General features: G+C 39.6%; 25 protein-coding genes and 1 riboswitch. Of the genes, 5 read left to right on the top strand and 20 right to left on the bottom strand.

All coding sequences use genetic code 11. The annotated features are described in order from the left end of the window. Positions 1-365: 365 nt before the first annotated feature. On the bottom strand, positions 366-830 hold the full coding sequence (locus LIS78_RS11380) for a GNAT family N-acetyltransferase (RefSeq protein ID WP_195780191.1): 465 nt from the start codon (positions 828-830) through the stop codon (positions 366-368). Positions 831-1,000: 170 nt separating this feature from the next. On the opposite strand from LIS78_RS11380, the gene LIS78_RS11375 reads away from it, so the two are divergent. Beyond that, positions 1,001-1,507 carry a hypothetical protein gene (locus LIS78_RS11375; RefSeq protein ID WP_195780192.1) on the top strand — a complete coding sequence of 169 codons (507 nt, stop codon included), beginning with the start codon at positions 1,001-1,003 and terminating at the stop codon, positions 1,505-1,507. 97 nt (positions 1,508-1,604) lie between these two features. Here the strand turns inward: LIS78_RS11375 and LIS78_RS11370 are convergent, their stop codons facing one another. Beyond that, positions 1,605-3,104 (bottom strand): UDP-N-acetylmuramoyl-L-alanyl-D-glutamate--2,6-diaminopimelate ligase, encoded by a 1,500-nt coding sequence (locus LIS78_RS11370; RefSeq protein ID WP_252285175.1) that lies wholly within the window; start codon positions 3,102-3,104, stop codon positions 1,605-1,607. Between the two features lie 462 nt (positions 3,105-3,566). Between LIS78_RS11370 and LIS78_RS11365 the strand changes: the two genes are divergently transcribed. Continuing rightward, the gene (locus tag LIS78_RS11365) at positions 3,567-4,175 is read left to right on the top strand and encodes a DNA-3-methyladenine glycosylase (protein ID WP_209151593.1); all 609 of its coding nucleotides are present in this window, start codon (positions 3,567-3,569) and stop codon (positions 4,173-4,175) included. 68 nt (positions 4,176-4,243) lie between these two features. Here the strand turns inward: LIS78_RS11365 and LIS78_RS11360 are convergent, their stop codons facing one another. The 5 genes from LIS78_RS11360 to LIS78_RS11340 all read right to left on the bottom strand — a co-directional run bounded on the left by LIS78_RS11360 (position 4,244) and on the right by LIS78_RS11340 (position 9,135). Next, positions 4,244-5,212, bottom strand: a complete 969-nt coding sequence (locus tag LIS78_RS11360) for a sugar phosphate isomerase/epimerase family protein (protein WP_195780194.1) — start codon at positions 5,210-5,212, stop codon at positions 4,244-4,246. Position 5,213: 1 nt separating this feature from the next. Then, complete coding sequence (locus LIS78_RS11355) at positions 5,214-6,218, bottom strand: Gfo/Idh/MocA family protein (protein WP_209151592.1); 1,005 nt, start codon at positions 6,216-6,218, stop codon at positions 5,214-5,216. Positions 6,219-6,230: 12 nt separating this feature from the next. Then, a complete protein-coding gene (locus LIS78_RS11350) occupies positions 6,231-7,256 on the bottom strand; it encodes a Gfo/Idh/MocA family protein (protein WP_016763946.1) in 1,026 nt (341 codons plus the stop codon). Positions 7,257-7,288: 32 nt separating this feature from the next. Further along, positions 7,289-8,014: a ThuA domain-containing protein gene (locus LIS78_RS11345; protein ID WP_013056851.1), complete on the bottom strand. Its 726-nt coding sequence runs from the start codon at positions 8,012-8,014 to the stop codon at positions 7,289-7,291. Positions 8,015-8,103: 89 nt separating this feature from the next. Next, complete coding sequence (locus LIS78_RS11340; protein WP_209151591.1) at positions 8,104-9,135, bottom strand: LacI family DNA-binding transcriptional regulator; 1,032 nt, start codon at positions 9,133-9,135, stop codon at positions 8,104-8,106. A gap of 250 nt (positions 9,136-9,385) precedes the next feature. Between LIS78_RS11340 and LIS78_RS11335 the strand changes: the two genes are divergently transcribed. Next, the gene (locus LIS78_RS11335; protein WP_209151590.1) at positions 9,386-9,961 is read left to right on the top strand and encodes a cell wall hydrolase; all 576 of its coding nucleotides are present in this window, start codon (positions 9,386-9,388) and stop codon (positions 9,959-9,961) included. 325 nt (positions 9,962-10,286) lie between these two features. Here LIS78_RS11335 and LIS78_RS11330 read toward each other — a convergent pair whose 3' ends face one another. From LIS78_RS11330 to LIS78_RS11320, 3 genes are all read right to left on the bottom strand, one after another. After that, positions 10,287-11,621, bottom strand: a complete 1,335-nt coding sequence (locus LIS78_RS11330) for a sodium-dependent transporter (protein ID WP_209151589.1) — start codon at positions 11,619-11,621, stop codon at positions 10,287-10,289. 176 nt (positions 11,622-11,797) lie between these two features. After that, positions 11,798-11,980, bottom strand: coding sequence for a hypothetical protein (locus LIS78_RS11325; RefSeq protein ID WP_013056847.1), 183 nt, complete (start codon positions 11,978-11,980; stop codon positions 11,798-11,800). Between the two features lie 302 nt (positions 11,981-12,282). After that, positions 12,283-13,029, bottom strand: coding sequence for a TspO/MBR family protein (locus LIS78_RS11320; RefSeq protein WP_209151588.1), 747 nt, complete (start codon positions 13,027-13,029; stop codon positions 12,283-12,285). Positions 13,030-13,255: 226 nt separating this feature from the next. Continuing rightward, positions 13,256-13,354, top strand: a riboswitch (TPP riboswitch). A 96-nt stretch (positions 13,355-13,450) separates the two neighbouring features. Here LIS78_RS11320 and tenA point away from each other — a divergent pair. Continuing rightward, positions 13,451-14,140, top strand: a complete 690-nt coding sequence (gene tenA / locus LIS78_RS11315; RefSeq protein ID WP_013056845.1) for a thiaminase II — start codon at positions 13,451-13,453, stop codon at positions 14,138-14,140. 28 nt (positions 14,141-14,168) lie between these two features. On the opposite strand, the gene LIS78_RS11310 is transcribed toward tenA, so the two are convergent. The 3 genes from LIS78_RS11310 to LIS78_RS11300 are packed head-to-tail and all read right to left on the bottom strand — an operon-like array spanning position 14,169 to position 16,677. Continuing rightward, on the bottom strand, positions 14,169-15,569 hold the full coding sequence (locus tag LIS78_RS11310; RefSeq protein WP_195780202.1) for an aldehyde dehydrogenase: 1,401 nt from the start codon (positions 15,567-15,569) through the stop codon (positions 14,169-14,171). Between the two features lie 13 nt (positions 15,570-15,582). Then, positions 15,583-15,885, bottom strand: coding sequence for an ArsR/SmtB family transcription factor (locus LIS78_RS11305; RefSeq protein ID WP_033578848.1), 303 nt, complete (start codon positions 15,883-15,885; stop codon positions 15,583-15,585). A 12-nt stretch (positions 15,886-15,897) separates the two neighbouring features. Beyond that, positions 15,898-16,677 carry an SDR family NAD(P)-dependent oxidoreductase gene (locus LIS78_RS11300; RefSeq protein ID WP_209151585.1) on the bottom strand — a complete coding sequence of 260 codons (780 nt, stop codon included), beginning with the start codon at positions 16,675-16,677 and terminating at the stop codon, positions 15,898-15,900. 308 nt (positions 16,678-16,985) lie between these two features. On the opposite strand from LIS78_RS11300, the gene LIS78_RS11295 reads away from it, so the two are divergent. After that, entirely contained in the window at positions 16,986-18,218 is a 1,233-nt protein-coding gene (locus LIS78_RS11295; protein WP_195780204.1) for a helix-turn-helix domain-containing protein, read from the top strand. Positions 18,219-18,292: 74 nt separating this feature from the next. On the opposite strand, the gene LIS78_RS11290 is transcribed toward LIS78_RS11295, so the two are convergent. From LIS78_RS11290 to LIS78_RS11260, 7 genes are all read right to left on the bottom strand, one after another. Beyond that, complete coding sequence (locus LIS78_RS11290; RefSeq protein WP_252285174.1) at positions 18,293-19,780, bottom strand: FAD-dependent oxidoreductase; 1,488 nt, start codon at positions 19,778-19,780, stop codon at positions 18,293-18,295. 116 nt (positions 19,781-19,896) lie between these two features. After that, positions 19,897-20,487 carry a superoxide dismutase family protein gene (locus tag LIS78_RS11285; protein WP_195780206.1) on the bottom strand — a complete coding sequence of 197 codons (591 nt, stop codon included), beginning with the start codon at positions 20,485-20,487 and terminating at the stop codon, positions 19,897-19,899. Between the two features lie 357 nt (positions 20,488-20,844). Beyond that, positions 20,845-21,330, bottom strand: coding sequence for a YusW family protein (locus tag LIS78_RS11280; protein WP_195780207.1), 486 nt, complete (start codon positions 21,328-21,330; stop codon positions 20,845-20,847). A gap of 116 nt (positions 21,331-21,446) precedes the next feature. Continuing rightward, positions 21,447-22,829 (bottom strand): aspartate kinase, encoded by a 1,383-nt coding sequence (locus LIS78_RS11275; protein ID WP_252285173.1) that lies wholly within the window; start codon positions 22,827-22,829, stop codon positions 21,447-21,449. 195 nt (positions 22,830-23,024) lie between these two features. Beyond that, a complete protein-coding gene (locus LIS78_RS11270; protein WP_195780208.1) occupies positions 23,025-24,896 on the bottom strand; it encodes a PTS fructose transporter subunit IIABC in 1,872 nt (623 codons plus the stop codon). Between the two features lie 12 nt (positions 24,897-24,908). Next, entirely contained in the window at positions 24,909-25,823 is a 915-nt protein-coding gene (pfkB, locus tag LIS78_RS11265) for a 1-phosphofructokinase (RefSeq protein ID WP_014460320.1), read from the bottom strand. Beyond that, positions 25,820-26,572 (bottom strand): DeoR/GlpR family DNA-binding transcription regulator, encoded by a 753-nt coding sequence (locus LIS78_RS11260; RefSeq protein ID WP_013056834.1) that lies wholly within the window; start codon positions 26,570-26,572, stop codon positions 25,820-25,822. The genes pfkB and LIS78_RS11260 overlap by 4 nt, the downstream gene beginning before the upstream one ends. Between the last annotated feature and the right edge of the window lie 104 nt (positions 26,573-26,676).

The following is a 26,676-nucleotide window of genomic DNA, read 5'->3' as shown; positions in this document are numbered from 1 at the left end:
TTATACCTTTTTATATGAATTATGACAAAACAAAAAACAAAGAGGTTGAGACATAACTAAATCAATCCAATCTAAAGACACACAAACGGGATAAATGATCGGGTATGAATCACTTGTTACACCGCTGTCGATTTCCGTGCAAGACTTCCCTTTCCGCGGGCGGCCGCTGAGCCTCCTCGTCGCTTCTGCTCCTGCCGGAGTCTTCGCCTTGCCCTCCAATCAACAGCTAGAAACCACTACATATATGAAACCTACGTTCACCATAACCATGAAAAAATCCGAACGAGTTGGATTCTTAATCAAGAATCTTGATTCATCGTTCGGATCTTCTTTAACTAAAATACTTTTGTTCCAGCCTCTTTTAATCAATCATTCAATTTCTTTGTCATAAATACACTGTATGGATCTTCTTTGTAGGTAGAAAACGGTTCGCACTCGTAAAATCCAAAACTGGCGTATAGCTTTCTAGCCGGTTCAAAAGCGGGTGCGGATCCTGTTTCTAAGCTTAAGCGCCGGTACCCTCGTTTTTTCGCTTCATTTATTATGTACTGCAGCAGCTCTCTAGCAATTCCTTTCCGCAAATGGGCGGTAGCTGTTCGCATCGATTTAATTTCTCCGTGGTGCTCATCTAACTCTTTTACAGCCCCGCACCCTGCTAGCTGACTGTCTTCCCACACGCTCCAAAACGTAATATCACGTTGTTTTAAGCTTTCAATATTTAGAGCATGAATACTTTCAGGGGGTGAATGTAAGTTCATTCCTTGAAGGTGAGAACTTACTAGTTCAATAACTTCATTGTTAGTTAAGCGGTCTCTTTTTATTTTAATCATCTTCTCTTCCTTCCTGCTACTAAGGCGTGGTCAACTACAAACCGACTTATGAATAAATTCACTGTCGACCTTTAAAAACCCTTTTATACACTCCCTTCTTTTTCTCTAGTTATTAAAACAGACTTTGCCAAGCAGATGTTTCATACATTGTTAAACGGAGGTGAAATTCGTTGAAGAAGGTTTTATTTTGTCTTGTCCCTCTTTTGTTTTTATTATCCGCCTGCTTTAGTGATCCTGTTCAAGATGATTTAATCGACTATAACAATCAAGATTTAAAAAAAGCCGCTCAGCTTGAAAAAGAAGCGATTGACGCATACGATTCTGTTACAGGCGCTAATTACACAAGTGACGCGGTGATGTACGATATGATGACGAGTGAAGTCATTCCCACCTATCGTAAATTTGTTGACGAACTGGAAAACATCGATGTAGAAACCGACGATCTTCGAAAGGTTCATGAAGGCTATATAAAGGCTGCCAATACCCAGTATAATGCTTTCATTAAAATTGTCAGCGCTTTAGAAAAGCAGGACCGCAACCTTATTGCTGAGGCAAACGCTATGCTTGATGAAGCACGAAAAGGCATACGCGATTACAATGCAGCTATTAAAAAGCTGGCTAAAGAACATGATGTAAAAATTGAAGAACCAAAAACACAGCGAGAAAACAGCCTATAGTTTTGATGCAAAAAGAAGGTCTCTAAAAATAGTAAGAGACCTTCTTTCGTATGCTGTTTCAATTTCTCCACGTTCGTTCGATAAATGAAGAAGAGTATTAGGAAATATTGCTTAACGATGCATAATAAGAGGCAATAATTTCTTCATCTGAATGCGGAATTTCGTTTCCTTTTACAAGCTGAGCGCCGTTAATACAGCCGCTTGTAAGTAAAATAATGTCATTCGACTTTCCTAAAGAAAGCGACTTTAATACTCCTTCTGTTCGGGTAGGGGAACGGTGAATATTACTTGCGCTTGGATTTGAAAAACCCGTCATTACTTGATCTACAATTACGTTCGGATCATGATGACCTGGATGATCAACCGTTACGACAATTTCATCAGCTTTTCCTTCAATGGTACGCGCCATTTTAGGCATTTTATTAAAATCTCGAATGCCGATCCCTGCAATCATGACAATTAGCTGGTTATACTCCATCTTTTTTACTTCTTCTACTAAACGCGTAAGGGCAACAGGCGTATGGGCATAGTCTAAAATCACTTTTTGGTTATTAGGACCTTCTATCACTTGAAAGCGACCTTCTGGACTTTCCAATTGAGGAAGCACGCTAATAATATCCTCAATGTGGTATTCAAAGTGAAGAGCTGTACCGACGGCTGCGAGCACGTTAGCAATGTTGTAATCGCCATATACAGGCACTGCTACTTTGTATGACTGTCCTTTATAAAGTAAATCAAAGAAAGAGCCCCCTTCTTTGACGGTAATGTTTTTTGCTTGCAGAGTTGCCTCCGCATTATTTAATAAGCTATACGTGACTTTAGGCCCTTCAAATAGCCCACTTAAGTTTTTACCCATGTCCTGATCATCTATATTAATAACGGCATGTTTGGCCTGCTGAAATAATTTCATCTTGCATTTTTTATAGTGCTCAAACGTTTTATGATACTCTAAGTGCTCTTCTGACAGATTTGTGTGAATGGCTACATCAAAGTAAATATCTTCTACTCGCTGCTGATCAATAGCAATTGAAGATACTTCCATCACTGCTGCTTCATCGCCTCTTGTATACAAATCATAAAAGATTTTATGCAAGTCTACCGATTCAGGTGTTGTAGGCGTACTTTTTTTATAAACTAACTTCTTCTTTGATGACCAAATGCCGGTCGTTCCAATCGATCCTGTCGGCAATTTTAAAAGAGTTAAAAGCGACCTTACGTAAGCTGCTACGGTTGTTTTACCATTTGTACCTGTAACGCCAATTGTCTCAATTTTTTCATCCGTATAATCAAAATACATTTTAGAAAAAGACGCCATTACTTTGCGAACGTCGTCAACAGCTAAAAACGTACAGTGAGAATACTGAGTGCTCAAAAGACGAAGCTCCTCAATGCTTGTCCCAAAGACTGCTACGGCTCCTCTAGCTATAGCTTCTTTAATATATTGATGTCCATCTTCATTTTCACCTTTTATACTAAAAAATACTGATCCGTCTTGAACCTGCTTTGAATGATATGTTAGATCGTGGATCGTTTGAGATGCAGGCCCAAAAATATGTTTAATTGATAAGTTCATTAATGTATCAAAGTGGATGTTCATAGCTATTCCTCACAGTGTATAAATTTTATTTTTAATATGTTCTAAAATCCCTTAAATACTCTTTGAAGGATATTTTTTCTTTATTTCCATTTATAAAGAACTTTCTACAATTCAATCTTTTTATTTTGCTTTCATGTGTAGAACGAAAATAAAGAAAAGACGGATCACTATTTTTTAAAACTAAAAGCATGTAAAATATGGATGAACTGTGTATATCATACCAGCAGCAAAAGCGAAGCATTGTAGTAAAATATTCCCCCTACACGTGCAAAACGAAACCATTCTTTAAAATAAAATAATTTCATAGAGTGAGTTGAATCATGATAAATACTTGAACGTGGGATAAGAAAGATTACTGTATTAATCAGTCCCTCCCTTTGCAAAATAACAAAGAAAACATCATAATAAAAGATGCGCATAACAGCGTGAATGACTCTGCTTTGAAAGGATGGACTACAGCAAATGACGCGTTCTCTTTTAGCGATTGAACCACTTCCTCTTTTATTTTATCAACAGCCTACACTTGAATTAGCTCAGTCGCTGTTAGGATGTCTTCTTGTTCACGAGACGGCAGAAGGAACTGCATCTGGTTTTATTGTAGAAACAGAGGCTTATAAAGGGCCTTTCGACCGAGCAGCTCATAGCTTTAATAACCGGCGCACAAAAAGAACGGAGGTAATGTTCGGTCCTCCTGGTCATGCCTATACGCATACAATGCATACACATTGTTTACTCAATGTTGTAAGCAGCGACATCGATTGTCCAGAAGGCGTCCTCATTCGAGCTATTGAGCCATTTAGCGGAAAAAATTTGATGAAAAATAGACGTCGAGGGATGGAAAATGAAATAAATTGGACAAACGGTCCTGGGAAACTAACAAAAGCACTAGGGGTTTCAATGGATTTGTACGGTAATGATTTAACCAGCCCTCCTCTTTATATTGCTCGTGGCTTCACTCCTTCAGAGATTTCCGCCGGACCTCGCGTTGGCATTGATAATTCTGGTGAAGCGAAGGATTACCCTTGGCGCTTTTGGGTTACCAATCACCCGTTTGTATCGAAATTCAGGTAAACGATAGGCTAATTGAGGGATTGATGCAAATAAAAGAAGCACCTCTTTTTAGAGATGCTTCTTTTTGCTTACGCCCACCACATTTGTGAGGGAGTTTCTTCAATTAATACACTTTGTAAGTTTGTAACCGCGCGTTTAAATCCTTCTTCAATCGACATGATTGGATCTTCGTGCTCAATGCTGACTACATAATCGTATCCGTATGTGCGAAGTGCACTCATCATATCAGACCACTCTTTTACATCATGTCCGCATCCTACGGATCTAAACGTCCATGCACGCGTTTGGACTTCTCCGTATGGCTGCATATCCGTCAGTCCATACATGTTAATATTATCTTGGTCCAAGTACGTATCCTTTGCATGGAAATGATGAATCGCATTTTCTTTTGCTAAAATTTTAATAGCTCCCACCGGATCAATTCCTTGCCACCATAAATGACTTGGATCAAGATTAGCGCCAATCGCTGGACTTGTTTTTTCGCGAAGCTTAAGGAGCGTATACGGAGTATGAACTAAAAATCCACCGTGAAGTTCTAAACCAATTTTTACATTATGCTCCTCCGCTAGTTCTCCAATTTCTTTCCAATAAGGAACAAGCTTATTTTCCCACTGCCAATTCAATACGTCTCCATACTCGTTAGGCCAAGGAGTAACAGGCCAGTTTGGGTACTTCGCTTCTTCGTGATCTCCTGCTGTTCCAGAGAAGCAGTTAACCACTGGAACGTCTACTAATGATGCTAGTTGGATGGTCTTGCGAAGCGTTTCGTCAGATTCTTTTGCAAAACTTGCCTCAGGTGAAATAGGATTGCCGTGGCAGCTAAATGCGCTGATTGCAAGTCCGCGGTCTTTTATCTGCTTCATATATGCTTCTCGTTTTTCTTCATCTTCAAGCAGCTCATCTAGCGGACAATGACTGTTTCCCGGATAGCCGCCCGTTCCGATTTCAACAGCATGAAGACCTGCTGCTTTTACTTTATCCAACATCTCTTCAAAAGAAAGATCCGCAAATAAGACCGTGAATACTCCAAGTTTCATTTTAATTTCCCCCTGTGCGATATATTTCGTCAATAATAGCTGAGACTTGAAGCGCTTCTTGTGGCTTTACCACTAATTCAGCATTTCCTTTACACGCTTCAACGAAATTTTTAGCCTGACTTAAGCTGTAATCATCTTCTCCATCTATCCAAGGTGACGTACTGTTCATGAGCATACCGTTTTTAGACGTGTATAGTTCAAACGGAAACACGCTTAAACCGCCTTCTACCCCTGATATGCTTACGTGCTCTTCATCATCTTCAATATTAGCAGCCCAAGAAGTTTCTAAAAGAAGCGACGCTCCATTTTCAAATTTAATATAGGCCGTTACATGATCATCCACGCTGAATGTTTCATGGTCAAATGTTCCCCATTGATTTAATTGGTTAGGCGTTTTACTCAGGTCATTATATGTACTTCCCAGTACTTCAGTATGCTTTGGGTTTCCCATTAGCCAAAGCGTTAAATCAAGCAAATGGCAGCCGTAATCAATTAAGCTGCCTCCTCCTTGAAGATCTTTGTTCGTAAATACCCCCCACCCGGGAACCTTTCGGCGACGCATTGCTCTGACACGTGCCACTAATGGGCGTCCTACCTCTGTCATCATTTTTTTCGCCGCCTGCGCTTCTTTCATGAACCGGTAATGATACGCAATCGCTAACTGCTTACCTGATTCTCTAGCGGCAGCAAGCATTTCTTCACCTTGTTCTTTAGACATCGCCATTGGCTTTTCACATAGGACGTGAACGCCTGCTTTTAACGCTGCTACTGCAAACTCGGCGTGAAATTTATTGGGTGTACAAATGCACACCGCATCCACTTCTTTGAACATATCTTTATAATCAACAAATACGTGAGGGATATTATGCTCATTGGCTACCTCTGTGGCTCTTTCACTATTAATATCGCTAAGCCCCCAAATCACACATTCATCACCCAGTTGTTTGAATGCTGGGATATGCCTGCTTACAGCAATCCCTCCTGCTCCGATTATGCCAATTCTCACGTTTTTCACCTCTTACACGCGCGTAATTTGTTTCGTTTGACTTGATTTTAAAGCTGCTAAAATAACAGCAAGTGATTTTAATCCTTCTTCACCAGGAACAGGAGATTCTTTATCTTCTGCAACTGCATCTACGAATTGTTCAATGACGTGAGAATTACTTTGTCCGCCTTCATCGTTCGACTGGATTTTTCCTAATTCATAGTTCACCACTTCACCCGTTGCATATTGTGCAACTAATGAATACGTCGGATCGTCCTCTAAACGAAGAATCCCTTTCTCTCCGTAAACAATCGTGGAATTATCTTCTTTTCCATTGTAAGCCCAGCTTGCCGCAAGCGTCCCGATAATCCCGCTTTCCGTTTTTAATACGCACACAGCATTGTCGTCTACATTTGCAAAGTCTTTTGCATTGCTTTCCACAAATGCACCCACTTCTACAATTTCTTCATTCAATATGTAGCGGAGCATATCGGTTTTATGAACGCCTAAATCCCCCATAGCACCAATAAACGCTTCGTCTTTTTTGAAGAACCAGCTGTCTTTTCCGTCCACGCTCCAACCTTCAGGACCACCGTGGCCAAAAGCCGTACGGAAACTATAAATTTTACCGATTTCCCCTTTTTCAATAAGTTCACGAGCTTTTTGATGAGAAGCTACAAAGCGCTGATTATGTCCAATCATTAGTTTTTTACCGTTTGTTTTTGCTGCTTCAATCATTGCTTTCGCTTCTTCTTCTGATGTTGCCATCGGCTTTTCACACAGGACATGAACTCCGCTGTTTAACGCTGCAACCGAAATAGGCGCATGAAGATAATTGGGCGTACATACGCTCACTGCTTCCACTGTACCGCTTGCTAAAAGTTCTTCATAGTTTGTGTAAGCTTTTACACCGTACTGCTGTGCTACGCTGTTTGCACGTTCTGTGTTTATATCGCAAACGGCTACTAATTCTACTTGTTCATTCATCTTATATTCTGGTAAGTGACGGTGTTGCGCAATGCTTCCGCACCCAATAACGCCAATTTTTACTTTTGCCATCTTTCCTATCCCCTTTGCTTAAGCATTATTAATTAGTTTTTAACAGCGATTGATTCAAGCGGTTGCGCATTGCCGTAAACAGGACGTTTTCTCTCTGCTGGCTTCGCCCATTTAATAGCATTCATAATGACACGCTGAATGTCTTTGTTATGGTATGTTGGATATGTTTCATGTCCAGGTCTGAAATAAAATACTTTTCCGTTTCCGCGTTTGTACGTGCAGCCGCTTCTGAAAATTTCTCCGCCTTCAAACCAGCTCGTGAAAATCAGTTCATCAGGTGCTGGAATATCAAAGTGCTCTCCATACATTTCTTCGCGCTCAAGCTCGATAAATTCACCAATACCTTCCACAATCGGATGGCTCGGTTCTACTACCCACAAGCGCTCTTTTTCATCTGCTTCACGCCATTTTAAGTCGCAGCTTGTGCCCATTAACGTTTTAAAAATCTTAGAAAAGTGACCTGAGTGTAAGACAATAAGCCCCATACCGTCTAGCACGCGCTGCTTTACTTTCTCAACGATGTCATCTTTTACTTCGTCATGTGCTAAATGACCCCACCATACTAAAACATCCGTTTGATTTAATACTTCTTCAGTCAATCCGTGTTCTACTTCGTCTAATGTTGCGGTATGCGTACGAAACCCTCCTTCTTCTAAAAAAGAAGCGATGGCACCGTGGATGCCTTCAGGGTAAATTTCTCTTACAACCGGATTTTTCTGTTCATGACGATTTTCATTCCATACTGTAACATTAATCATTTTCATATCCCCTTTTTTTGTGAATGCTAACTTATATCCCCTTTTTTTATAAATGCTAAACTTTTGTTAACCGGTTAACTTACTGTGATTCACCCGCGCTTAGCAGTAGAATCTCGAATAATAAGTTCAACCGATAATTTTACATGCTGCAGCGTGCTGAAACGGTGTTCAATTGCTTGAATAACAGACGTCGCGGCGACGACTCCTTTGTTAAATACATCTTGACGAATTGTTGTTAGACTTGGAGATGCATAGCTACTAAATGTTATGTCATCAAACCCTACGATTGAGTAATCCTGTGGAATTTTTTTCCCCTTTTCTTGCAGTGCTTTCATAATTCCAAGCGCCAGCGTATCAGAGGATGCAAAAACCGCCCGAATATCCTTATGATCTTGCAGCAGCTTGTTCCCTAAATTGTAACCGTTATCAAACGAACTTTCGTTCACTTCAAAAACAAACGTCTTTGATGGTGTAATACCCGCTTCTTTTAATGCTTTCTCGTAGCCTATATACCTCTTTTTATCCACTGGACTATTGACGAGGTGATGAGCAACAAAGGCAATTTCTTTGTGCCCCAAATTCACTAAATGTGTTGTAGCTAGATATCCTCCATACTCATCGTCTACAGAAATATGATGATAATCACGTTCGTACCTTTCGTATGTATCTACTAGCACAATCGGATTCGATAACGCTTTCATTTCCTCATACAATCGATGCGGGAAGGCTCCTAAAAACAGAAGACCATCAATATTTCTCGTTCGAATCCATTTTAGGCAATCAGCTGGGCTACTCGCTCCAGATATGACTAGATCATAACCATGCTTACGGATTACATATTCAATTCCACTAATCATTTCGCTGTAATAATGGTTATCTTTAAATATAGTAGAAAGTGAATCATCTGTAAGCGGGAACATAACGCCAATCATATTCGACTTTTGTTTCGAAAGACTAACGGCGGTTAAATTTGGTTCGTAGTTTAATTCTTTTACCGCTGTTAAAATTCGCTCTTTTGTTTCATCGGATACTTTGTTAATTCCGTTTAAGACGTAAGATACTGAAGCTGCAGACACCCCTGCATGCTTTGCTACATCACGAATCGTTATCTTTTCTCCCATAAAATCTCTCCAGTTAAACGGTTAACTATTTACTCGTTCATTATAATTCACTCCTTTATTATCAGTCAACGTATTTTTCAAATTATCTGTTAACTATTATAATATCTTCCTAGATTGGTATGTTTTAAGCAATGACAAGATGTATTGACACCTGTTAATCTTTGAAACGTACATATAAAGTTCGGTGCACAGCACGCACCGATCTGTGATAAAAGGGGCGTTCAAAAGGATTTCAGGAGGTACTTACTTTATGTTTAAGAAACTAGCAATTATTGGAGCACTAGCAGTTCCTATGTTCGGCATGAGTCACGGGGCAAATGCCGCTGAAACAACCCATCGCGTAAAATCCGGAGAGACTCTTTACAAGATTGGCGTTGAATACGGCGTTACGGTTAAGCAGTTAAAAGAAGCGAATCACAAATCTACCGACTCTATTAATGCAAATGAAACATTAACAATCCCTAACTCTATTAGCGAAAGTGATAAAGATCTGTTAGCTCGCCTTGTACAAGCTGAAGCAAAAGGCGAACCTTACGCTGGCAAAGTGGCTGTAGCAACAGTTGTCTTAAACCGCGTAGATAGCAATTCTTTCCCAAACTCTATTCATGATGTCATTTATCAAGGTACACAGTTTACACCTGTACAAAACGGTGAAATTAATAAAGCAGCGGATGCTGAAGCAAAAAAAGCTGTAAATGAAGCTCTAGCTTTTAGAGGTCAAGGAAAAGGTTCATTATTTTTCTTTAATCCTGACAAAACAAGCGATCAATGGCTTCGCCAAAAACAGGTTACGATCACGATCGGACATCACGTTTTTGCAAAATAAACAAAAGATTGAGACATAAGAAATTGCTCCAATCTAAAGGCGAGCAAATGGCGTAAAGGAACTCGTATGGGTTGCTTGTGACACCGCTGTTGATTTCCGTGCAAGTCTTCGCTTTCCGCGGGCGGCCGGTGAGCCTCCTCGTTGCTTACGCTCCTGCGGGGTCTCACCTGTTCCGCTTTTCCCGCAGGAGTCTTCGTCTTACGCCCCAATCAACAGCTAGAAGCAATTAAATCGATTAAACTTACCTTCACCATCCCAATAAAAAGCTCCGAACGATGAATCGTTCGGAGCTTTCTTCAACTAATATACTATTGTCTCAGCCTATTTAATATGCAACAAGTAAGCTTAATAGAACAGCTATAATAATAATAGGCAATACGTATTTAACTAGAAAGAACCATGCGTTAAATAATTTAGCGCCTTTTGTACTTCCTGAAATAAACTCTTCATACACGGCTTCTTTTTTCATTTTAAATGTCACAAAAATCGCAATGGCTAAACTTCCAAGAGGCAGCATTAAGTTGCTCACAAAAAAGTCAGCTACGTCAAATATACTTCTGCCAAAAAGTGAGACATGTTTTAGTACACCAAACGAAAGCGCTGATGGGATACCTACTACAAACACAAGAATCCCTGATAAAGAAGCGTAGCGAGTTCGTTTTGTCTGATCGTCTTTGCTTAAAGCAGCTACCATAATTTCCAGCAGTGAAAAAGCAGACGTAAGCGTAGCAAATAGAAATAAAATTAAAAACAGTGCTAAAAAGACGGTGCCAAACGGCATTTTCTCAAATACTGTTGGCAAGACCACAAATAAAAGTCCAGGTCCTTCAGTTGGCTTTAATCCAAACGAAAAAACAGCTGGAAAAATAGCTAAGCCCGCCAGCAGCGAAACAAACAAGTTCAAAATAGCAATGGTGCCAGCTGAACGCGTCAAGCTTACTTTTTTCCCTAAATAAGAGCTATATGTCACCATGCAGGATAACCCCACGCAAAGCGAGAAAAACGACTGACCAAGCGCATAGAGAATAGATGATCCTGTAATGGCTGAAAAATCTGGTTTCAAAAAGAACTTTACTCCGTCCATTGCTCCGTCTAATGTTAAAGAACGCACCACGATAATGATAAAACAGGTAAATAACAGCGGCATCATGTATTTATTAGCACGCTCTATTCCTTTTTGTACGCCTTTTGAAATAACAAACACTGTAATTAATAAAAACAGCGCCTGTGCACCTAATACTACATATGGTTGACTAATGACGGCGTTGAACAACGGGCCGTACTCTTTTCCGCTTAGCATACCGGTTACGCTCATAATCGTATATAAAATCACCCAGCCGCCAACGACGCTGTAAAAGGAAAGCAAAACGACACAGCTGAGTACTCCCAGCCTGCCAATCCATACCCAAGCGGACTTTGGGGCAATTGCCTTATAAGCACTAATCGCTTCTTTTCCCGTATATCTTCCAATGATAAATTCTGCCAACAGAAGCGGCAATCCAATAAAAATTGTAAATAAAATAAACAACGCAAAAAATGCTCCACCGCCACTGGTTCCCGTTACGTATGGAAATTTCCATATCGCGCCTAGACCAATTGCTGCCCCAGCAGATGCTAAAATAAAACCGAGGCGTGAAGACCACTGATTTCCTTTACTCATATAATGTTACTCTCTCCTCTTCTAAACTCAAAACTCACCTGATTAGTACTGTACCATAAATGCAGAAGAAAATCATTCCCGTTTTACTTTTTTCTATAAGACGATATCTATATAGAATAGAAAAAATGAAGAAGCAGCTGCTTCTTCATTTTAAGGTTGGTGTTTCTATTCAAAAATTATTCTCTGTACGATGATTCATCTCCACGGTAGGCTTCTTGATTTGAAATTTCTTCAATATGCATATGCCCTTCTCTCTCTAGACGAAGGACCGTACGCTCTGCATCTTCATAACTCTCGCACGTCACTTGTTTATATTCCATATCATCTTTATCTGTGTAAGCGACTAAATAAGTTTCCATTTTAACTCCTCCTATATAACCTGTATGTAACGTATGTTGCCTTTTTCGTTTATTTCTAAACATATAGGCTCCAAACATAAAGCCTAGCATACTATAATAGCGGAACTTCAATTTAAAAAAGTTGAATTTTTCATTATGCACCGATGCAACATGGAGGTTACACTTATGACATTTATTTTATCATTCGTACCAATTGTTGTTCCTTTTGGTATTTTAATTAGCTTAATTGCTTTTACAGCTGCTTTTTTACAATCAAAAGAGCATCATAAAAAGCTCTAGCTTACAAAAGCTAGAGTTTCTTTTTAAAAACGTCTATAGCGTTTAATCAGCCCGACAATAATAGCAATTGCTAATAAAACAACCGAAATGATGACAGTAATGACAATTGGCTGATTTACACTTTGCTTCACTGCAATGGCGATATAAGCCCAAATAAAAACAAGCGGATAAACAGCGTCTCGGTTTTTTAATGTAAACATAATACCCAGCGCAGCTCCTACCAGCAGCATAATAATCGTCCATGCTAACTCGCTCAGGCCAAGCAAGTGCTGTATTCCATTTGCTTGAAATACGACAAACACATTGACAATAGTCGCAACAGAAATCCATCCAAGATAAAGCGAAATCGGCAGACGCATAAACCATGTTGTCATCCGAGAATGCTGAATAATGGAATACACAATCATTAATGTACCTAAGATAAAGAGGATAACTAAAAGGGATAACTTATAGTAATCGTTTTGGAAAATAAAAATCCACGCACTATTTAACAAACAGTTTAGAAAAAACCAAATGCCGATACGTGCATATATTTCCTTTTGATCTTCTCTTGCAAAAAATTGGCGTATAACCCAAATGGTTAATAACAAATAGATAACGCCCCAGATAGCAAAGGCATAGCCCGCTGGTGTAAACAACGTAGGAACTTGCGCAGAAGCCTCTCCCGTTGTTTTGCCTCCTATTGGAATGGCATTTGCTAAATAATTCACAAGTAGTGTAATAGCCAAGCCTACTGTATTTAATACAGCATACAAACGAAATTTTGCCATTTTGTTCTCTCCTTTCTTCTATTTATATGAGAATGTTTCGGAGACGAAAACGGCTCTTCCCTTCATTAATACCTCTTCTTCCCTAAAAATATGCATTTTTAAACAAAAATGAGTAAAAATAGCTTTAAGAAGCTACCTCTTTAAGAGATAAAAACGGTTAGAGCACAATTTCCCATAACGCTTTCTTTTTTTCAGAATATATGGTAAGTTAAACATAGATTAATAGGAAGTCCACTAGGGGTGCCCACCGGCTGAGACAAGTTTTCTTGATCCCTTTGAACCTGATCTGGCTCATACCAGCGTAGGAAAGTGGCAATGTTCAGTTTTTTACTGTCCTTTGCCACTCCGTTTATAAACGGAGTGTTTTTTTATTTCCTTTATGTGCTTGTTTGTGACTTCCTCATATTAAAGGAGGATTTTAATGTCATTTTCATCTCAATTAAGACAAGAAGCAAACTATATTTACGAAGCCATTTTTAACCATCCTTTTATTAAAGGAATTGCTGAAGGAAACGTGCCCAAAGAAGCGCTTATTCACTACGTTTCTCAAGATTACGAATACTTAACAGCATTTGTCCGCATTTACGGCGCTGCTTTAACGAAATGCCGCACGCGTACCGAAATGGAAGCCTTTAATGCCGGCATTTCTACGGTATTACATAGTGAAGTACACCCTCATAATAATTTTTGTGAAGTAGCAGGCGTACGCTATGAAGACCTTCACACTGAGACGCTTTCACCGACGGCCAGCCATTACATTAACCATATGACAAGTGTTGCGCATACAGGCAGCTTAGCGGAAATCATTGCAGTGCTTCTTCCATGTCCGTGGACGTACGTTGAAATTGGCCAGCGCATTACAGAACAAGTAAATCCATCTCCTTCTCATCCTTTTTATGAATGGATTCAGTTTTATAACAATGAAGAAATGAATGGCACAACACAATGGTTTTGTAACAAGCTTGATGAACTCGCCGAACAAGCGACTGAAGAAGAACGTAACCGTATGAAAGATCACTTCATCAAAAGCTGTGAACTCGAGTATTTATTTTGGGAAATGGCGTATACGCAAGAAAAATGGCCGCTTTCACAGCTTTCACTTTCAAAATAACGAAAAAGCCTCCTATCGGGAGGCTCTTTTATTTCAATAATTTTTTGATCATTTTCAAATTTTGTTTCTCCGAAGGATAGCGGAATGACAAATCAAACTTGGTTGTTTGAGACAGCATGCTTTTAAAATGAGTAAATGTCTGAAAGCTGTCTTTTCCGTGATATTGACCCGTGCCGCTTTCTCCTACTCCGCCAAAGGGTAAATATGGCGTAGCGATATGCATAAGCGTATCGTTTATACAGCCTCCTCCAAATGAAAGACGCTCCGTTATGACGTTTTGCACATCTTCACTTTCTGTAAATAAGTAAAGAGCTAACGGCTTAGCTTTTTCTTGAACTTTATGAATGACTTCGTCTAGTGTTTCATATTCAATCATAGGAAGAATAGGCCCAAAGATTTCTTCCTGCATGACATCTGATGTCCAGCTTACTTCACTTAACACCGTAGGTTCTATTGTTAGCGTGTTTTTATTGTACCCGCCTCCAACTATAGCATTTCCGTCTTTAAAAAACTCAACTAGCCTAGTAAAATGGCGCTCACTGACAATACGGCCGTAGCGGTCGCTTTCAAGCGGATTGCTTCCGTAAAATTGATAAATCGCTTCGCGAAGTTTCTCTACCAGCTGCGCTTTCACTTTTTTATGCACGAGCAAATAATCAGGAGCAACGCACGTTTGGCCTGCATTCATTCCTTTGCCAAACATAATTCGTTTTGCTGCAAGATCTAGGTTTGCATCTTCATGTACAATGCACGGACTTTTCCCGCCTAGCTCAAGCGTGACTGGAATAAGCTGCTTCCCTGCTTCTTGCATAATAATTTTCCCTACATTTACACTTCCCGTAAAGAAAATATAATCAAGGTGCTGTTTTAAAAGCAGGCTTGTGGTGTCTACAGCGCCTTCAATCACCGTCACAAATGCTGGATCAAAAGCCTCAGCTAGTAATTCTTGTATAACACGAGATACGCTAGGCGTTAATTCAGAAGGCTTAATAATAGCCGTGTTCCCAGCGGCAATCGCTCCTACTAAAGGAGAAAGCGCTAATTGAAACGGATAGTTCCACGGCGCAATAATTAACGCGACTCCATACGGTTCAGGAACAATTTTTCCTTTAGAGCCCAGGTGTGTTAAAGCGGTTTTTACTTTTTTAGGCTTCATCCATTTTGCTAAATGTTTAAGCGTAAATCGAATTTCCTCTAGTAAAATCCCAATTTCCGACGTGTAGGCCTCTACTGCAGATTTATTTAAATCTTGTTTTAAAGCATCCATAATTCTCTGCTCGTTTTGTTTGACTGCGTCTCTGAGCTTATTCAGCGCTTGAATGCGGCTGTTGATACTCTTTGTCTTTTGCGCATAGAAATACTGCTTTTGTGTAGAGACAATATGTTCAATGACCGTTTCATCTGTGATATAGAATCGCTCGTGGTTCATCTCTTTCATCTCCCTATAAACATTCGGCTTCAACTGTAGCAAGCAAGCTTTTTAATAGTTCAACTGCCTCATTTAAAGCTAATGAATAATATCTCTGCGTCCCTTTTTGCTCAATTTGCACAAGCTTTTGATCGCGTAAAATTTTTAAATGATGAGAAATTGCCGGTCGTGACAGAGTAGACTCGTTTGCAATTTCATTAACGGTTAAAGGCTCTTTTTCGGCGAGCAGCAAAATAATATCTTGTCTTGCTGAATCGCTTAGTGCTTGAAAAATCGGAATGCTGGCACGAAATAACTCGACTGCTTTTTCACTCATATATATTCTCCTTTATTTAATTTCTTGTGTTCTTCGGACAACGGATGCAAGCCACTTTCTTGGCACGAAGCGCGGGATGAACGTAGCAAGGCGAAACTGTACTCCTGGTACGATAACCGTCTGCCCTTTCATAAATTTTTTATAGCCAACTTTCGTTACTGTTTCTACATCCATTGCACCGCTTTGAAAAAGCTTGGAGTTGCTTAGCTGGGCTCGGTCGCTAAAACCAGTTTTAGTTGGACCCGGGCATAGAGCACTTACCGTTACATTGGTACCTTTTAATTCATTTTCAAGGGCCTCTGTGAAAGATAACACGTACGCTTTCGTTGCGTAATATACCGTCATAAGCGGACCTGGCATAAACCCAGCAACAGACGCAATATTTAAAATTTTCCCACGGTTTCTTTTGACCATATCCGGTAAAAATAATTTTGTTAAATGAGTTAATGCTCGAATATTTAAATCAATCATGTTTAACTCTTCATCTAAAGCTGTTTCAATAAATTTGCCGTATAGTCCAAAACCAGCATTGTTCACTAAATAATCAACGTGCATTTTTTTATTTTTAAGTTCTTCATATAGTGACTGTATCTCTTCTTCTCTTGATAAATCCTTAACAACCGTTATCACTTCAATATTATAAGTAGATTTTAAATTCTCTCCAATAGCTGTTAGTTTATCAGCGCTTCTGGCAACTAAAATTAAAGGATGCCCATCCTTTGCGAATTGATAAGCTAACTCTTTACCTATTCCTCCCGACGCACCGGTGATGAGCGCATAATGCTGTGACATCGTGTTCACTCCTTATGTTTATATGTTCAAGAACTTAAACATTTAAACTCATCTTATAGGATTCATTTTTTCCCGTCAACTGTTTTCTATACTCTCCTTTTCTTTTGTATTTTCCATTTTTGCCATTTGCGCATTTCTGTACATTTTTTTACAAAATATGCGTTTTCTTTACATAGAAGGCTAATGTCGTCTAGTTTTGACAACCTTTGTCACCTAGCAGGAAAACAAGTGAAGATATGGTGAATACAACATACAACAAATAATCCATTACATAGTTGGATGAAAATAGATAAGGGAGGAAATGAAAAATGATGGAGACATATACAATTAAAAAAGTAAGTGCTCAATTAGAGGTAGAAAAGAAAACGCTAAAACAATGGGAAAAATTATTGGGCAGCTATTTAACAATTGAACGAGTAGATGGGGCCCGTGTCTATACAGAGGAACAAATTGAATTATTTAATGATATTAAACAGCTGTTTGATGAACAATGTACGTTAGATGAAGTCAAAGAATACGTTCAGCTGCTTATCAAAGAACAAGAAGAACAGGAGCATTTAGTGATGGAATCAGAGGCAGCGGTTTCAAAAGAAGAGGAACCAGCAAAGTTGAAAACTTCTAAAAAAGAAAACGTCATTGATTTTCAAGAACATTCCAATAAACAAATGAAGCAAGAAAAGAAAAAAGCTGCTGAAAAGCAGGAAAGCATTTCAGAAAATAAGCAAGAGAAGACCCCTCCTATACCTGAAGCACGATTAGCTACTGAAGAAGAAAAGCAGGCTATTTCTGCTTCTATTGAAGAGCCAAAACCAAACGACCTTGTTGTGAATGAAAAAGAACTGCTTCAAGGGGAATTAGTAGAAGCTGTTCGCCGCTATGAAGATGTGTTTGAAGTACTTGATACGTTTAAAGCTGATTTGTTAAAAGAAATGCGAGAAGGAATGCGAAATGAAGTTCGCGAAGAAATTGTCGGAGAAGTAAAAAGAGAGCTTGAAAAAAGTGCTACTCAAACTGTAGAAATGGTGGAGTCGGTCGGGGCATACATCTCTGAGTCGTCAGAACGCAGCGCAAGAGATGTAGAAAATATGTCTAAAAAAATTATCCGCTCTAATGAAAAATCGTTTGATGAAGTCACTTCTTTGATTGAAGATTATTCAACAATCGCTGAAGAGAAAACCGAGGATATGCGCCTGTTCATGAAAGATGTCATGGAGAATGCGGATGAATCCTCTAAAGAAATGCAGTATTTATTAGACCGATTCTCAAGCAATTCCACCGTTGCGATGAATCAAGTAAAATTTATGGTTGAAAAATTAAACAATTCTTCAACTAATACGACAGAAGAGCTTCGTGATTTAATTGATTCAATGAATGAGGAACGAGTCTATTATTTAAAAGAAATGGAGAAAGAACGCAAGCTTCATCGTCAAAGCGTAGCTGAACGCGAAGAGATGTTTAGTGATTTTGTCCAAACCTTTAGACAAACCGCCGCTGCTGACATGAAGCGAAAACGGAAGTGGTGGAAGCTGTTCCTCTCCTGAAAACACCGGCCCTATGGTAATAGGGCCGGTGTTTTTTGATGGTATGAACAATAGTAGCTTGTATGTAAGAAATGTTAAGGTAACGTATGGCGATGAGACGTTATACTTTGAAACACATGATAGCCGCTTACCGATACGCCTATAGTTCCCGCTCCTGGAAACACTGTATCTCCGCATAACCACATTCCTTTTAAGCCAGATCGGTGCGAAACACTGTTAAACAAGGCATGATCTAACGTTTGCGGAAAGCCTCCCACTCCGCCGTTTGGACGAGAAGTAAACCTCTCCCACGCTTTAGGTGCTCCTGAAATTTGATGCTCTGCTTTTTCAATGCTAGGAATAATTGTTTTAATGCCTGCTATCATTTTTTTCTCAAGAACTTGTTTTTGAAGGTCATAGGCTTCTTTGTTACTCCACTTGCTAAGGTCAATGTGAGTAGACGCTGTAATTGTATGCTTGCCTTCAGGCGCACGAAAACGATCATCAGGATGAGAGACTGAGATAAATAAATGATTTCCTTCCGTCATTTCTCCTCGTTCGGATTGAAGTACTTGCTGAAACAACTCTACCTTTTGCGGCAGATTTCTTTCATCAATCGCAAAATACATCGAAAACGTTCCCCACTGCGGAAGCTCGCTTTTTTCTTTTGCGCGCTTATGAACATGTTGGTAATCTTCATCATGCAGCAAAGACTTTAAGCTTTGAACCGGCGCGTTGCATACAACGTCTGATGCACGGTAATGGTTACCTCTATGATCATGCACTATCCACCCGTCATTATCACGCTCTATCTTTACTACTTTCCTTCCTAGAGTCGTTTTTCCTCCGTTGGCTTTAATCGATTTTTGCAGCGCTTCTGCGACTTTGTATAAGCCGCCATTCACATAAAAAGCTCCTTCTTGATAAATATCCAACGCTAAACATCCAATAAGCATTGAACAGTTCTCACTCGTTGTCTGCATGCTGTCTATTAATTGACCATCAATAAAATGAAGAAAGTCCGCTTCGTCTAGCAAGCTGTGTTTTTTTAGTAAATAACTAAACGATTGATGAAAATAAGGCAACAGCTTCACAGAACCAAAATTCAACGAACTTACCAGCCTGCTCCACTCACCGACTGTCAGAGGAGGAAGAACAGGCAGAGACTGCATAAGCTTGCGAATTTCTTTTGCAATTCTAAAAACATTTTCATAAAAGCTCCTAATATTCTTTGCTTTATGAGGAAATTGTTTTTGAAGATAGGAAATATGCTGATACCGGTCTTGATAATAAATCAGTGCACGATGAGGAAGATGAACTTTCATGATTTTCTCAAGAGAAACCTTTTCAATTTCTAGGCCAAGGTACGTGCCGATCCGCTCATGTATCCCTCCGTGCTCAAATCCCATTCCAAGCGTCGCTCCAACAGGAAACGTATACAAATGGCGCTGAAATTTCCCTGCACAGCCTCCCCATTCTCGAGAAGCTTCTAAAACCGTCACTTCATAGTCATGTTTAGCTAAAAGCGCTCCCGCTGTTAACCCACCTATTCCTCCGCCTATTACGACAACTTGCTTATGCATGTTTTCACCTTCTTTAGCTCTTTCTTCTATTGTGCAAAAAAAAGAAGCTGACCGCAATTTAGAAGCGGCTCGTTACTGAAATAAAAAAGCCGTGAATGATCTCACAGCTTTTTGGATTATTTTGTAATCACTCCACAAACAATCCGATCTCCTGAGTTTCCTGAAGGATCCGTTGTGTAATCGTCGACTTTATCATGTATCACTAATGCCGACCCATCCATATCCAAAAGAGAATTCGGCTTTCCTTCTTGCAGCGTGACAAGAGAAGCAAAAATTTCTGTATCTACTTTGCCATTTGGAGCAACTTCTAGATTGGGCAAATCACCTGCATGCGGGCCTTTTGTATTTTTAAAACCGTGTTCACGTTTAAAAGGATTAAAATGGGCACCCGCTGTTTTAAAATCCGGCACCTCACATTTTCCTATTTCATGAATATGAAATCCATGTCTTCCCGGTGAAAGACCTTGAGCAGTTAATTTAATTTGCACTCCGTTCTTTGCTTCTGACAGGGTAGCCTCTCCTACTTTTTTGCCTGATGTATTCGTTAAATCCACTTTAACAGGTTCTACCGATACTTCGCTTGTTTCTTTCGCTTCCTCTGTTTTCAGGTGGTTTTCATGAGCGTTATTTTGCTCTTTTACCATGCTGCATGCTCCTAACAATAACAGAACAAAGACTACACATCCGTTCATTATCCACTTTTGCATCCGTGATTCCTCCTTTTGCTTATTTATCACCATCCTTTCACTATTTTCCTTTTTTTAGACATCAAAAATAAGATTAAGACATAACTATATCAATCCAATCTGAAAACGAACAAAGGGGATTAAAGAGCTAGACTGCTTGTTACACCGCGGTTGATTTCCGTGCAAGGCTTTGCTTTCCGCGGGCGGCCGGTGAGCCTCCTCGTCGCTTGCGCTCCAATCAACCGCTAGAAGCAACTAAACACATGAAACCTACGTTCACCCTACCAATGAAAAAATCCGAACGAGTTGGATTCTTAATGAAGAACCTCGATTCATCGTTCGGATTTTCCTTCAACTAAAATACTTTGCTTTAACGTCTTACTTTTGTTTAAAATTGTATTCTTTTTCCGTTCCGTTTGAAAAACGAACTTCTAATTCAAACGACTGAAAATCTTTTTTCAGACCAAACGCATCGATTACTTCCTTTTTTACATCTTCATCGGGCGTGCGCTGGTCAAAATTTAACTTTTTAAATTTTGAAGATAATTTATTAAAAGCTTTGTCTCCACTCAAGTGCTCATCGTTAATATTATCATCCACTTTGGCTTCTATCTCATCATTTTCATTTTCATAGTCAGCTTCATAATCATTGTTAAGCCCCTTATAGTCTACTTCTAAATCAAATTTTGAAAAGTTAAAAGATGTGTTTTCACTTTGATTATCATAGCTCATCGGCGTTCCGCCATTCGTCACGCCTTGTTTATTTTGAGCTTCTTTTGCCGGTGCTGCATCATCATTGTGGCATGCTGAAAGTACGCTAATACCTATAAGGGAAAAGAATATGAAAAAGGGTCGTTTCTTCACTGCATTTCCTCCTTTGACTTCACTCTTCCTTCCCTTTATGTCCACAAATTCGATTTTTATACGCCTTCACTAGAAAACCCCGCTCTCTAAAAAGAAAGCGGGGTTTTTCGTCTTGTTCATTTTACATTAGAATAAGAAATACTGTACATGCTGTTAAAATACGTATTGTAAAGAGCTTGAACAGCACGGTCTAAAGCGTCTGCTTTCACACCAAACATCATGCTCACCTCAGAAGAACCTTGGTTGATCATTTCAAGATTCACTTCAGCACGAGCAAAAGCTTCTGTAGCTTTTGCAGCAATTCCTACTGTGCTATTCATTCCTTCTCCTACTACCATAACCATAGCAAGATCACGCTCAATAAAGATTTCATCTACTTCAAGTTCTTTTTCAATTCGAGCAAATACACGCTTTTCCACATCTGGCGTAAGCTGATGCTCGCGCATGATGACAGAGATATTATCAATTCCTGAAGGGGTATGTTCGTATGAAATACCTTCATCCTCTAAAATTTCAAGCAATCTTCTGCCAAAACCAATTTCACGGTTTAATAAGTATTTGCTCACGTGGATGTTGCAAAAACCTTTGTCCCCAGCGATTCCAACTACCGGCGTATCTCCGTGAGGACGCTCAGCTACAATAAATGTACCCTTTGCTTCAGGATTATTTGTATTCTTTACACATACAGGAATGCCTAGTTTATAAACCGGCTCTAGTGCTTCATCATGGAAGACAGAAAAACCTGCATAGGATAGTTCACGCATTTCTCTATATGTTACTTCTTTCATTTCATGAGGCTTTTCCACAAGTCTTGGATCTACGCTATAAATAGCATCTACGTCGGTAAAGTTTTCATACAAATCAGCTTTTACTCCCGCTGCTACAATTGAGCCTGTGATATCTGACCCACCGCGCGAGAACGTAACCATGTTCCCTTCTTCAGAGTAGCCAAAGAATCCTGGAATTATCAAAATGCCCGAACGCTCTCTTAGCTGCGGTAGTTTTTCATAAGACAGTGGAAGCACTCTTGCTCTTCCGGGTTCATCAGAAACAAAAATACCTGCTTCTTTTGGATTTACATAATGAGCTTCAAACCCTAAATGGTTTAAATAAGCAGCCATTACCTTTGCGTTATTATCTTCTCCACTTGCTTTTAGACAGTCTAATAAGCGAAATGGATCGTTTTTATGTAAATCAATAAGTGATTGTAAATTCGTAATAATGTCAGTAATAATCGTTTCTGGCATAGACAAGTCCACAACGATTTCACGATAGCGATCAATTACTTGCCCAAACTCATCGACGTAATCTTCTCCAAGCTGTATTTTGGCAGAAAGTGCGATTAGCAAATCTGTCATTTTTGTATCTTCTCCGTATCGCTTGCCCGGAGCTGATACAACTACCAGCTTTCTCTCTTTATCAGACGTTACAATATGCGCAACCTGTTTAAATTTCTCTGCGCTTGCAACTGAACTCCCGCCAAACTTCGCAACCTTCATGTTTGAGACACTTCCTTACCTTGTTTTTAATATTCGATTATTGTACCATATTTTATCAAGTAGAAAAGCTTATCTATCTAACTTTTCTAAAAATTAAAGGAACACTAACGTAATTGTACTCTCATAAAGAACAAATGTCTACCACAAAAACACAAAAAGACTGATTTTACACAGTGTAAAATCAGTCTTTATTTGTTATTCTGCTTTTGGCTTTTTTAATACACCTACAAGGACCGCTGTTACAATTGCACCAATTAAAATTGCTAGTGCATATAAAAGAGGATTTCCTTGTACAATTCCGATAACGAATACGCCGCCGTGTGGTGCTGGTAAACCGATGTGGAACATCATTGTTAAAGCACCTGCTACTGCAGCACCGATAACCGATGCGGGAATAACACGGCCTGGGTCAGCTGCTGCGAATGGAATCGCACCTTCTGTGATAAATGAAAGACCCATTACATAACACGTTTTACCTGTTTCGCGCTCTTGGCGAGTAAATTTGTTTTTGAACAAAGTTGTCGCAATAGCCATACCTAATGGTGGAACCATACCGCCTGCCATAATCGCTGCGTGTGGTGCATAGTTTCCAGCATCAATCATTGCAATACCAAATGTAAAGGCTGCTTTATTAATAGGGCCACCCATGTCAATAGCCATCATACCGCCTAAGATAATACCTAATAATACTAAGTTACCTGTACCAAATCCACTTAGCCAGTGCGTTAATCCTTTGTTAATTGCACTAACTGGCTCATTTACAACATAAAGCATAATCAATCCTGAGATAAAAATCCCAAATAGCGGATAAAGAAGAACTGGCTTAATTCCATCAAGCGCTTGCGGTAAACCGCTGAATAATTTCTTTAACCCCACTACTACATAACCCGCTAAGAAACCAGCGATTAAACCACCTAAGAAACCGCCTCCGCCAGAAGCTGCTAGAAGACCTGCAACCATACCGGGAGCTAAACCAGGACGATCAGCAATACTCATTGCAATGAACCCTGCTAGTACCGGTACTAGTAAGAAGAATGCATTATCTCCGCCAATTGTTTTTAGCGCCGCTGCAAATGCATTGTACGTCGGATCTTTTGGTTCTGCTGAGTGAATACCAAACATAAATGAAATAGCAATTAAGATCCCGCCACCTACAACAAACGGAAGCATTGCGGATACACCGCTCATTAGGTGTTTGTAAAACCCTGCACGCTCTGATCCTTTACTTTTTCCGCCTTCTTTGCTGCCACCGCCGCCGCTGTATACAGGAGCGTCTCCTTTTAACGCGCGGTTAATTAATTCTTCAGGCTTGCGAATTCCTTCAGCTACTGGAACTTGAATAACTTTTTTACCTGCAAAACGTTCCATTTCTACTTGCTTGTCCGCTGCGACAATAATAGCGGTAGCGTTTTCAATTTCTTCCTTCGTCAACGCGTTTTTAACACCGCTGGAACCGTTTGTTTCAACTTTGAGCGTCACATTCATGTCTTTCGCTTTTGCTTTTAGGCTGTCCGCTGCCATATATGTGTGGGCAATTCCTGTTGGACAAGCCGTTACAGCAAGCACTAATTGATCTGAAGCTGTATCTACTTCTTCTTCCGGCGCTTCATTTTCAGTTTCTTTATCATCAATTGCTTTAATGACTTCATCAATTGATGATGCTGTTAGCAACGTTTTTCGGAACGATTCGTCCATTAATAACGTAGACAAACGAGATAATGTTTCTAGGTGAGCATTATTCGCTCCTTCACTCGCTGCAATCATGAAGAATAAGTGTGCAGGCTGTCCGTCTAATGATTCATAATCAATACCTTCTGTTGAGCGTCCAAATGCAATGGCCGGTGTTTTTACCGAGCTTGTTTTTGCATGTGGAATAGCAATGCCTTCCCCAATTCCCGTTGTACTTTGAGATTCACGATTTAAAATTGCTTCTTTATAGCCAGCTCGGTCGCTTAAGCGACCAGCTTCGTCTAATTTCCCAACTAATTCATCAATAACATCAGCTTTTGATGTGCTCTTTAAATCAAGAATGATTGTATCTTTTTTTAATAGTTCTGTAATTCTCATTCTCGGTTCCCCCTACTCTACCTTTGTGATTGACACTTGTTCACGAAGCGTCTTTACATCTTCTGCTGTACATAATTCAAGTGAGAATGCTGTGGCACTTCCTGAAGCAACTCCTGTTTGAAAGGCTTCTAATAAATCTCCTTGTTTTACATAAGAAGCAATAAATCCAGCTACAAGTGAATCTCCAGCTCCAACAGAATTTTTCACTGTTCCTTTAGGGACTGTGGCACTGTAGACACCGCTTTCGTTAATAAGAAGTGCTCCATCGCCTGCCATGGATACAACGACGTTTTGCGCTCCTTGTTCCACGAGCTTCTTACCATATACTAGCGCATCTTCTGCACTGTTTACTTCTACATCAAACAATTCTGCAAGTTCATGATGATTCGGTTTGATAAAAAACGGCTTGTGAGACACGACGTCTAGCAAGGTTTTTCCACTTGCATCTACTACAACTTTTACTCCGTTCGCTGCTGCTAGTTCAGTTAACGTTTCATACACAGAACTTGGAAGCGTTTTCGGTATACTCCCCGCTAATACGAAGATATCGCCTTCAGTCATTTGCTTTACTTGAGTCAATAAAGACTGAAGCGCTTCGTCTGTAATAGCAGGTCCTTGACCGTTAATTTCTGTTTCTTTTTCTGTTTTTAACTTTACGTTAATACGGGTATCTCCATCAACTCTTGTAAAAGCAGTTTCAATATTCTCCGCTTTTAAGTAGTCTTCGATATAGGTTCCTGTAAAGCCCGCTACAAAACCGAGAGCTTTATTATCAACACCTAATCGCTTTAAAACGCGAGAGACGTTAATGCCTTTTCCTCCTGGAAACTTGGCTTCATTCGTTGTGCGGTTAAGCCCGCCTTCTTCGAATGCTGAAACATGTACTACGTAATCAACGGATGGGTTCAACGTACATGTATAAATCATGATTTCACAACCTTTATGTCTGTTTTGTTTGCATACTGTATAAGTACATCGCTAGGTACGTCATTTGTTATAATTTTTGCTTCATGTAAATCGGCTATTTTCGCAAAACTTGTTTCAAAAAACTTAGTGGAATCTGATAAAATATAAGATTCTCTAGACAGCTTCATTGCCGTTTGCTTGATCAACGCTTCTTCTGGATCAGGAGTTGTATATCCATATTGATGATGAATCCCATTCGCTCCCATAAAGCACTTATCAAAACGATATTGCTCAAGACTTAAAAGAGCTCCATTGCCAATTAAAGCGCCCGTTTTATGTTTAACAGATCCCCCAATTAAATAGAGGGTGATACCTTGTTCTAGCATCGGGTTTAAATGCATTAAACCATTTGTCACGACAACTACATCTTTTTGCTTTAAAAAAGGAATCATTTCATACGTTGTAGTTCCTGCATCTAAAAAAATACAGTCACCTTCATTTATAATGGAAGCCGCATACTCTGCAATGTTTCGTTTATCTTGAACATTTTTAGCAGATTTTTCGATAACGCTCAGTTCGATTCGTTTACTGCGAATAAGCGAAGCGCCACCGTGAACACGTTTGAGCATTTGCTCTTCTTCTAGTTGACTTAAGTCTCTTCTAATGGTGGATTCCGAAGCGCCTGTAACTTCGATAAACTCTTGCACTTTTACAAGTTCTTTCTCTTTTAAAAGTTTTAAGATTAGTTGATGTCTCTCCGGCGTTAACATGTTCTAGCTCCTTTTTCAAAAAAGCGTTTTCATTTATTTCATGTACTTACTTTATCACGGTTTACATTCAAAATCAATCATAAAAAATCAAAAACATTCATTTT

The organism is Priestia megaterium, from assembly GCF_023824195.1.
Lineage (GTDB): Bacteria > Bacillota > Bacilli > Bacillales > Bacillaceae_H > Priestia > Priestia megaterium_D.
The sequence above is the reverse complement of the archived record's forward strand: the minus strand, read 5'-3'. Positions and strand labels throughout refer to the sequence as shown.

Excerpts from the sequence above, each read along its gene's own strand:
- LIS78_RS11380 (WP_195780191.1), bottom strand. The coding sequence starts at position 830 with ATGATTAAAATAAAAAGAGACCGCTTAACTAACAATGAAGTTATTGAA.
- LIS78_RS11370 (WP_252285175.1), bottom strand. The coding sequence starts at position 3,104 with ATGAACATCCACTTTGATACATTAATGAACTTATCAATTAAACATATT.
- LIS78_RS11365 (WP_209151593.1), top strand. The coding sequence starts at position 3,567 with ATGACGCGTTCTCTTTTAGCGATTGAACCACTTCCTCTTTTATTTTAT.
- LIS78_RS11360 (WP_195780194.1), bottom strand. The coding sequence starts at position 5,212 with ATGAAACTTGGAGTATTCACGGTCTTATTTGCGGATCTTTCTTTTGAA.
- LIS78_RS11350 (WP_016763946.1), bottom strand. The coding sequence starts at position 7,256 with ATGGCAAAAGTAAAAATTGGCGTTATTGGGTGCGGAAGCATTGCGCAA.
- LIS78_RS11345 (WP_013056851.1), bottom strand. The coding sequence starts at position 8,014 with ATGATTAATGTTACAGTATGGAATGAAAATCGTCATGAACAGAAAAAT.
- LIS78_RS11340 (WP_209151591.1), bottom strand. The coding sequence starts at position 9,135 with ATGGGAGAAAAGATAACGATTCGTGATGTAGCAAAGCATGCAGGGGTG.
- LIS78_RS11335 (WP_209151590.1), top strand. The coding sequence starts at position 9,386 with ATGTTTAAGAAACTAGCAATTATTGGAGCACTAGCAGTTCCTATGTTC.
- LIS78_RS11330 (WP_209151589.1), bottom strand. The coding sequence starts at position 11,621 with ATGAGTAAAGGAAATCAGTGGTCTTCACGCCTCGGTTTTATTTTAGCA.
- LIS78_RS11325 (WP_013056847.1), bottom strand. The coding sequence starts at position 11,980 with ATGGAAACTTATTTAGTCGCTTACACAGATAAAGATGATATGGAATAT.
- LIS78_RS11320 (WP_209151588.1), bottom strand. The coding sequence starts at position 13,029 with ATGGCAAAATTTCGTTTGTATGCTGTATTAAATACAGTAGGCTTGGCT.
- tenA (WP_013056845.1), top strand. The coding sequence starts at position 13,451 with ATGTCATTTTCATCTCAATTAAGACAAGAAGCAAACTATATTTACGAA.
- LIS78_RS11310 (WP_195780202.1), bottom strand. The coding sequence starts at position 15,569 with ATGAACCACGAGCGATTCTATATCACAGATGAAACGGTCATTGAACAT.
- LIS78_RS11305 (WP_033578848.1), bottom strand. The coding sequence starts at position 15,885 with ATGAGTGAAAAAGCAGTCGAGTTATTTCGTGCCAGCATTCCGATTTTT.
- LIS78_RS11300 (WP_209151585.1), bottom strand. The coding sequence starts at position 16,677 with ATGTCACAGCATTATGCGCTCATCACCGGTGCGTCGGGAGGAATAGGT.
- LIS78_RS11295 (WP_195780204.1), top strand. The coding sequence starts at position 16,986 with ATGATGGAGACATATACAATTAAAAAAGTAAGTGCTCAATTAGAGGTA.
- LIS78_RS11290 (WP_252285174.1), bottom strand. The coding sequence starts at position 19,780 with ATGCATAAGCAAGTTGTCGTAATAGGCGGAGGAATAGGTGGGTTAACA.
- LIS78_RS11285 (WP_195780206.1), bottom strand. The coding sequence starts at position 20,487 with ATGCAAAAGTGGATAATGAACGGATGTGTAGTCTTTGTTCTGTTATTG.
- LIS78_RS11275 (WP_252285173.1), bottom strand. The coding sequence starts at position 22,829 with ATGAAGGTTGCGAAGTTTGGCGGGAGTTCAGTTGCAAGCGCAGAGAAA.
- LIS78_RS11270 (WP_195780208.1), bottom strand. The coding sequence starts at position 24,896 with ATGAGAATTACAGAACTATTAAAAAAAGATACAATCATTCTTGATTTA.
- pfkB (WP_014460320.1), bottom strand. The coding sequence starts at position 25,823 with ATGATTTATACATGTACGTTGAACCCATCCGTTGATTACGTAGTACAT.
- LIS78_RS11260 (WP_013056834.1), bottom strand. The coding sequence starts at position 26,572 with ATGTTAACGCCGGAGAGACATCAACTAATCTTAAAACTTTTAAAAGAG.